Source organism: Selenomonas sp. CM52 (assembly GCF_000292955.1).
In the GTDB taxonomy this organism is placed as follows: domain Bacteria; phylum Bacillota; class Negativicutes; order Selenomonadales; family Selenomonadaceae; genus Selenomonas.
Genome location: NZ_ALNM01000042.1, coordinates 1 through 4,703, shown reverse-complemented (window position 1 = coordinate 4,703; position 4,703 = coordinate 1). Strand labels below are relative to the sequence as shown.

Genomic DNA, 4,703 nt, shown 5'->3' with positions numbered 1-4,703 from the left:
GGTGATAAATTTCTCATCGACGCTGAAGATGTGGATGTCGTGTCGAGATATTGGTGGTATAAAAAAGCGGACAGCGATTATGTTATTGCGGATATTAAAGCGCATGGAAAGCTGATAAAACGATTGCGATTGCATCGTCTGCTTTTGGGTGTTGAGGATGACATTTTCGTGGTAGACCACATAAACCGCAATCCGCTGGATTGCCGCAAGAGCAATCTGCGTGTAGCGACGCAGCATCAGAATTGTATCAACAAGGGAATTCGCTCATCCAATACGCTTGGCTACATTGGCGTAAAAAAGCGCAAAAATGGAATGTATGAAGCCAATATTACGCTTGACGGGCAGCAAATAATTCTCGGGAAATCACATGATGCAGTCACCTGCGCCCAAATGTACAATGTTGGCGCACAATGCCTATTCAGGCAGTTTGCCGGACAGCTGAATTGCGTTTCTGAACCGCCTTTATGGATCGAATTTCAAGTTTGGAAAAAATGTCGTCCTTACACAGATTTAGCGAATCGAATAACCAATTCGCAGGTTTGTTCATAGGTTATTGCAGGAGGTGTAAATCTTGGACAAAACAACATCTGAGATGAAGCTCATGCCCATCGACAAGCTCGTGCCTTATGCCAACAATGCACGGACGCACTCGGCGGAGCAGATCAACAAGCTGCGCGGCAGTCTGCGAGAGTTCGGTTTCATCAATCCCGTCATCATCGACAAGGACTGCGGTATCCTTGCAGGGCACGGACGCGTCGCTGCTGCCAAGGCGGAAGGCATGGAGAGCGTACCTTGTGTCTTTGCTGAGCATCTGACGGAAGCGCAGAAGAAAGCGTACATCCTCGCGGACAACCGCTTTGCGCTCGATGCGGGCTGGGACGAGGAAATGCTGCGCGTCGAGATGGAAGCCTTGCAGGGCATGGATTTCGATGTATCGCTCACGGGCTTCGACGAAGCGGAGATTGCCGATTTGCTCTCGGCGGACGACGAAGTGCAGGAGGACGACTTCGACGTGGATGCAGAATTGCAGGCGGAGCCTTTCGTAAAAGCCGGTGATTTGTGGCTTTTGGGCAAGCATCGTCTCCTTTGTGCCGACGCTACAAAACCCGAGGATGTAAAACTTCTCATGGATGGCAAAAAGGCGAATGTGTGCATTACCGACCCGCCGTATGCGTGCAACTACACAGGCGGCACAGGCATGAAAATCATGAACGACAATCTGAAGGGCGAGGAGTTCTACCAGTTCCTGCTTTCGGCATTCAAAAATGCCTATGAGAATCTCGCGGATGGGGCTGCCATATACATTTTTCACTCGGATGCGGAAAAAGTCAATTTCTACAATGCCGTCGTTGCTGCTGGATTTCATTACTCAACGACCTGTATCTGGGTAAAGCAGTCCCTTGTTTTGGGGCGTTTTGATTATCAAATGCGCCATGAGCCTGTCATCTACGCATTCAAGGACACCGTAAAGCACAAATTCTACGGTGACAGAAAACAGACCACCGTTTGGGAATTTGACCGACCGAACAAGTCGAAACTGCACCCGACAACGAAACCGCTCCCGCTCATCGCATACCCCATGAAAAACTCCTCGCTGGTCAACAGCATCGTCTTGGATTTGTTCGGCGGCAGCGGATCGACCCTGATGGCAGCAGAGCAGATGGATCGCACGGCATATCTGATGGAACTTGATCCTGTTTACGCTTCGGCGATTGTGCGCCGTTTCGTGGCATATCGCGGAAATACAGAGGACATGCATATCATCCGTGACGGGAAAACGCTGCCCTGCTCCGAGGTATATATCCCCACAGCAGAGGATCTCGGCATGAAGGATACCACGATAAACGACGTTCAAAAGGGGCGGAAGAAAGGAGGATGAGGGAACGTGTGCAATGTGAAATATACGTTTTCCGAGGACGGGAGCGTTGCCTATGGGCATCTTCCTGACGGTATCGTTTTTATGGTGGACACCGCATCCTTGGACAAGATCGCCGGAATCAGCTTTTATCGCAATTACCGTGATTTGACGGGAAAAATCCTTTATGTGATGGACAGACACAGAAAACAGCTACATCGTCATCTGGTGGATGTCCCCAAGGGTTACGAAGTTGATCATATCAATCTGGACACGTTGGACAATCGCCTGTGCAATCTCAGGATTTGTACGCATCAACAGAATCAATGCAACCAACCACGGCAAAGGAACAACACGTCCGGGGTGACGGGTGTCAGCTTCTACAAACCTCGTGGGAAATATCGTGCGAGGATCAAGATTTGTCAGCATGATATACACCTTGGCTATTATCAAACCTTTGAAGAAGCTGTACAGGCTCGGAATGTGGGAATGGCCTGTATGTTCGGGGATTACGGAAGATATGACGAGGTAGAAGAAATTCCTCAGTGGATAGAAGAAGATGTCATCAACCGATGTAAACGATTCGTGGATTTATCCATCTGCGAATCGTTTATTGCTTTTGTGAAGAAAGCGGCGTAATGCTGAAGCAACCTGGTAATATGTCAAGCCCCCTTTTGAAATAGATTCGTACAGATTCCCAGAAAAAGGACGCACTTAACACAACTTTCTCCAGAAAATTAAAAAAGAGAAAGTACGTTCGCTATATTAAGCTTGTACTACTCTATTCGAAGAGTAGAGCTGATGCTTGGCCAGCAATCCAAAAATCAGCCGGATGAATTTCCGAGCAGTAAGAGCGAGTGCGCGTTTGTGCTGATGCGTTTTCACTTCAGCATACTTCTTCTGATAGAATGCAGCGAATTCTTGGCAATGGTTCTTGACATGGCTCGTTGCCTCAAGGAGGTAATACCGCAGATAGGCGTTTCCCGCCTTGGACATCGGCGTATCATCGGCACGGTAATTGCCGGATTGATTCTCGCGCCAGACAAGACCGGCGTATTTCGCCAAAGACTCCTGCGACTTGAAGGCATCGATCCAGCCGATTTCCGAAAGGATTCCGGCAGCCATGACGGGGCCTATGCCCGGTATGGAAAGCAAGCATTGGTAAGCTGCAGGATCAAGCCCCTTGAGCGTCTTCTCAATCGCTTTGTTGACCGCCTTGATCTCTGCCGTATAGGTAGAAATCAGGTTGAACGACGAAGCAATCGAAATGGTGAGCGGCTCATACAAGCACTTGTCCAAGCGATAGGAATCGCGAGCCGCTTTCTGCAAGAGAGAAGCCGTCGCTTCCGGGTCTTGGAAACGGTTGCGCCCCTTTTCACAGATGTGGCGGATGAGTGCATCGAGCGGCATGTCCACGATTTCCTCAGTAGAAAGGAAATCCGTTAAGACAGAAGCCGCCGCCTTGCCGAACCGATCGGAAAAGGGTTGCTGCTCGCCGTCGAGCAAAGAGAACTCGCTGAACTTCAGAAAAATGTTCGAAAGCATGTACGCCTTTTCCTTGGTCAAGGACTTGGCCAAGTGCAGACGATGCCGCGTCAGTCGTTGCAGAGCAAGGAACTGGCTTCCGCGCCAAGGCTTGTTCGTGATTCTGCCGACGCGTGCGAAATCCGCGAGGACAAAGGCGTCAACGAAATCGTTTTTGCCAAGGTCGATGAAGGACTTCTTGTAATTCGCGACGGTCTTGGGATTCAGGCAATACACCGCAGTGCGGAAGGAGGCGAGCGTCTCATGGGAGGATAGGAAATTGGCGATGTGGACGCCATAGAAGGAAGTGGATTCCAAGGCAACGACCAGTTTTCTTAAATCCGGACGACTGTCAAGGAACTCCAAGAGATGCTGCGCCAGTTCTATTGCGCCGGGTTGATTGTTCGCCACGGAGAATGTCTGAAGGGGCTTCTGGGATTCAAAATCCAGAAGAGCGACAACATTGCTTCTTGAGCTGATGTCAATTCCGACGAAGAGAGTAGAAAGAAGATCCGTCTTCTTCAAAAGTAACACCACCTTTCCGGCTAAGGATTGGAAAAGTGACAGAGGCTTCTCCTGATCTTGATCGCTGACCGCACCCTCGCAAATAAGCGTTCACCCGTGAGAGGCAACGTTGCTGGATCCACTCTCGCCCGGGGATGCAACACCTGTGTAAGCGGCATTTGACGATCAAGGCAGGCGTCAAGCTTTCAGAGCAGTCACCTTGTGGCGCTGCTGGAGGAGTAAGACGTAACCTTGGTCACAATTCTCTAAAGAGTATTGTAACATCAGGAGACTCTGTTTTAGAAGGTTTTTTCGTAGGCAAGGCGATGTTGTCTTGCGTACAAAACTATTATACGAGGAGGAAGCACAATGAAAGTTTTTCTAAACGCAGGACACGCTCCTAGCGGAAATCCAGACCCAGGAGCATGTGGATATGGTCTCCGAGAGTGCGATGTGGCGAAGAGCGTCGCTGAACTTGTAGAGCAATATCTCACGGATGCAGGTGTGGAGGTCGTTGGCAATCTCCAATCGGACAGCTTGGAGGAAGTCGTTGATACCTCCAACGAGAGCGAAGCCGACCTTTTCATCTCCATCCACTGCAATGCCTGCAACGGGAATGCGCGAGGTACGGAAGTTTGGTACTACCACCGAAGCGCGTACGGAGAAATGCTTGCCGACTGCATCCGCAATCAAATCGTCGATGCGCTCGGCACGGCAGATCGCGGCAGCAAGGGCGCGAAGCCCGGCGTCAACGGACTGTACGTCCTGAACAACACGGGTGCGACAGCGGTCTTGGTGGAGCTTGCCTTTATCGACAACG

Annotated in this window: 5 protein-coding genes; 4 read left to right on the top strand and 1 reads right to left on the bottom strand. The window is 50.2% G+C overall.

Annotated features, from left to right (window positions below; translation table 11 throughout):
- The 3 genes from HMPREF1153_RS12465 to HMPREF1153_RS10215 form a co-directional block, all read left to right on the top strand.
- Window positions 1-549, top strand: a 549-nt coding sequence (locus HMPREF1153_RS12465) for an HNH endonuclease (RefSeq protein WP_071530776.1), incomplete at its 5' end; no start/stop codon positions are given.
- A gap of 22 nt (window positions 550-571) precedes the next feature.
- Entirely contained in the window at window positions 572-1,879 is a 1,308-nt protein-coding gene (locus tag HMPREF1153_RS10220; RefSeq protein WP_009646875.1) for a site-specific DNA-methyltransferase, read from the top strand.
- A gap of 15 nt (window positions 1,880-1,894) precedes the next feature.
- Entirely contained in the window at window positions 1,895-2,494 is a 600-nt protein-coding gene (locus HMPREF1153_RS10215) for an HNH endonuclease (protein ID WP_232208279.1), read from the top strand.
- A gap of 126 nt (window positions 2,495-2,620) precedes the next feature.
- Here the strand turns inward: HMPREF1153_RS10215 and HMPREF1153_RS10210 are convergent, their stop codons facing one another.
- Window positions 2,621-3,913 carry an IS110 family transposase gene (locus HMPREF1153_RS10210; RefSeq protein ID WP_009646877.1) on the bottom strand — a complete coding sequence of 431 codons (1,293 nt, stop codon included), beginning with the start codon at window positions 3,911-3,913 and terminating at the stop codon, window positions 2,621-2,623.
- 339 nt (window positions 3,914-4,252) lie between these two features.
- Here HMPREF1153_RS10210 and HMPREF1153_RS10205 point away from each other — a divergent pair.
- A partial coding sequence (locus HMPREF1153_RS10205; RefSeq protein ID WP_037370570.1) for an N-acetylmuramoyl-L-alanine amidase family protein occupies window positions 4,253-4,703 on the top strand: 451 nt, incomplete at its 3' end.